Annotated in this window: 2 protein-coding genes; both read left to right on the forward strand. The window is 65.7% G+C overall.

What is annotated here, in order from left to right; translation table 11 throughout:
• The first annotated feature begins 25 nt into the window (after window positions 1-25).
• Window positions 26-1,846 (forward strand): sensor histidine kinase, encoded by a 1,821-nt coding sequence (locus tag EN925_RS29875; protein ID WP_128337136.1) that lies wholly within the window; start codon window positions 26-28, stop codon window positions 1,844-1,846.
• The coding region (locus tag EN925_RS29880; RefSeq protein WP_206632993.1) for a sigma-54 dependent transcriptional regulator at window positions 1,843-3,069 on the forward strand (1,227 nt) is incomplete at its 3' end. The genes EN925_RS29875 and EN925_RS29880, both read left to right, overlap by 4 nt.

The following is a 3,069-nucleotide window of genomic DNA, read 5'->3' on the forward strand; positions in this document are numbered from 1 at the left end:
ATCCCAAGGGTTTGCCGGCCGTGAGTTGCTGCGCGAGGCGGTGGCCCGGCTGCGCGATGGCCGCTGGCTTGCCGTGGTCGCAGCCCTTGCCGTCCTGGCTGGCGCGATCGCCATCGCCGGGCGCATCGCCTCCGGCCAGGCGGCCGACAATCTGCGCGACACAGCACTTGCCGCTCTGCCGCTGGCGGCGGGAACGCTGACCGGCGAAATCGAAAAGCAGCGCCTGGTTCCCTTGGTGCTGGCCCGCGACGATGCTGTGCGGGGCGCGCTGCGCCGGGCCGGGAAGATGCAAGAAGCGGCCCTCAACGACAAGCTCAAGGCGATTGCCGGCGATGCCTCGGCCTCCGCCATCTATGTCATCGATACGGCAGGCATCGCCATATCAGCCAGCAATGCCGGCGAACCGACCAGCTTTGTCGGCATCGACTATAATTTCCGGCACTATTTTCAGGAGGCGATGGCGAAAGGTGCTGCCAGCCAATATGGCCTCGGCACGATCAGCGGACGGCCGGGACTCTACCTTTCGAGCCGCGTCGACGATAACGGCAAGCCGCTTGGCGTTGCGGTGTTGAAGGTCGAGCTCGACGGCGTCGAGGCAAATTGGCGTTCCAGCGGTTTCCTTGTCTTTGTCACCGATGAACGAGGCGTCGTGCTGGCCACCAGCCAGCCCGACTGGCGGTTTCGTGCGCTGGCACCACTGTCGGCCGAGGACGTGGCCGCCGCCCATGAGCAACTGCAATTGGCCGATGCTGCCTTCGAGCCGCTGCCGTTCAGACGCGGCGCCGGCGATGGCCTGGCGACGATCGACAACGCCGGAAAACCACGCCAGTTCGTCGAGGTGGTGCAGGATTTGCCCGGTGCAGTCCCAGGCTGGCGTCTGTGGCTGCTGACGCCCGCCGACGCTGCTCTCTCCTCGGCCGCCAATACGGCGCGCCTGACCACGCTCCTGGGCTTGCTGCTTCTAGGCCTGCTTGCCTACGTGCTGACCCGGCGCCGGCGAACGCGCAGGCTAAGGCAGGAAGCGCTGGCGCGCATGAATGTCGAACTGGAAAGCCGGGTCAGCACGCGAACGGCCGAGCTGACGCGCTCCAACACCGCACTTGCCGGCGAAATCGCCGAGCGCGAGAATGCCGAAGCCAAGGTCCGCCGATTGCGCGACGATCTCGCCCAGGCCAACCGGCTTTCCATCCTCGGCCAGATCGCCGCCGGCGTGGCGCATGAGATCAACCAGCCGGTCGCCGCCATCCGCACCTATGCCGAGAATGCAGGTCGTTTTCTGGACAGCGGCAAGACCGGATCGGCCAGCGGCAATCTGACATCGATCGTTTCGATGACCGAACGCATCGGCGCGATCACCGGCACCTTGCGCACTTTCGCCCGCCGGCCGGGCGTCGCCGCTTCGCCGCTGCCGGTGCGCGAGGCGATCGACGGCGCGCTGTCGCTGCTGTCAGGCCGCATACGCGATTCCGGCGTCACCATCGTCAGGCCGCGCGGCAATGCCTCGCCGGTGGTCATGGCGAGCCGCATCCGGCTGGAGCAGATCCTGGTCAATCTTTTGCAAAATGCATTGGACGCGATGAAGGACCAGCCCGATCCCCGCATCGAGATCGAACTTGCCGAGCGCGACGACAGGGTGCTGATTTCGGTGCGCGACAATGGACCCGGCCTTGGTCCGGAGGCGGCTGGCAATCTGTTCATGCCGTTCCAGACCACCAAGGAGAAGGGGCTTGGCCTGGGGCTGGTGATCTCGCAGGAGATCGCCCAGGAATTGGGCGGCACGCTGCGGCTCGATCCCGGCAATGGCAGCGGCGCATCCTTCACCATCGATTTGAGGCGAATTGAATGACAGACGGATCAGGGCTGGTCGCGCTCGTCGACGACGATGCGGACCTCCTTCACGCCACCACGCAATTGCTCGAGCTTGCCGGCTTCACGGTGGTCGCACTCGACGCCGCCGAGGCAGCACTTGCCGTCGTCGACAGGAATTTCGAGGGCGTCGTCGTCAGCGATATCCGCATGCCGGGCATGAATGGTCTGCAGCTGTTCGATCGCATCAAGGCGATCGATCCGGATATACCCGTGATCCTGGTCACCGGGCATGGCGACGTCGATCTCGCGGTGGCCGCGCTCAAGGACGGCGTCTACGATTTCATCCCGAAACCCTATGCCGGCGATCGCCTTGTCGAGGCGCTGAAACGGGCGAGTGAGAAGCGGCGGCTGGTGATGGAGAACCGGCGGCTGCGCGAAGCCGCGGCAGTGGCTGCCGACGGCCTGCCGCTGATCGGCGAGGCGCCTGCCATCAAACGGTTGCGCGAGACCTTGCGCCAGATCGCCGACATGGATGTCGATGTGCTGGTGGAAGGAGAAACGGGAACCGGCAAGGAAGTGGTGGCGGACCTCCTGCACCGATGGGGGCGGCGGCGCGCAAAACCCTTCGTCGCGCTGAATTGCGGCGCTCTGCCGGAGACGGTCATAGAGAGCGAGTTGTTCGGCCACGAGGCGGGCGCGTTCACCGGCGCGCAGCGGCGGCGGATTGGCAGCATCGAGCATTCCAGCGGCGGCACGCTGTTTCTCGACGAGATCGAATCCATGCCGCCTGCGCTCCAGGTCAAGCTGCTGCGGGTGCTCGAAACGCGCAGCCTCACGCCGCTTGGCTCGAACGAGATCCGGCGCATCGATCTCAGGGTCGTCGCGGCGACCAAAGTCGATCTCGGGCGGCCGGACCAGCGCGGCGATTTTCGCGAGGATCTGTATTTTCGCCTCAACGTGGTGACGCTGCGCATTCCGCCGCTACGTGAACGCCGCGGCGATATCCCGATGCTGTTCGGGCATTTCCTCGGCAAGGCGGCCGAACGGTTTGGCCGGCCTGTCGCCAAGGTGAATGCAGCCGTCAGCGATCATCTCCAGTCGCATGACTGGCCGGGCAATGTGCGCGAGCTCGCCCATTTCGCCGATCGCGTCGCGCTCGGTCTCGGCCCGGACGAGGAGACGAAAACGGTTCGCGCGCATTCGCCGGAGCCTGCGGCAGCATTGCCCGAACGGGTCGGCCACTATGAGGCGCAACTGATC

Source organism: Mesorhizobium sp. M7A.F.Ca.US.006.04.2.1, from assembly GCF_004022915.1.
GTDB lineage: Bacteria > Pseudomonadota > Alphaproteobacteria > Rhizobiales > Rhizobiaceae > Mesorhizobium > Mesorhizobium ciceri.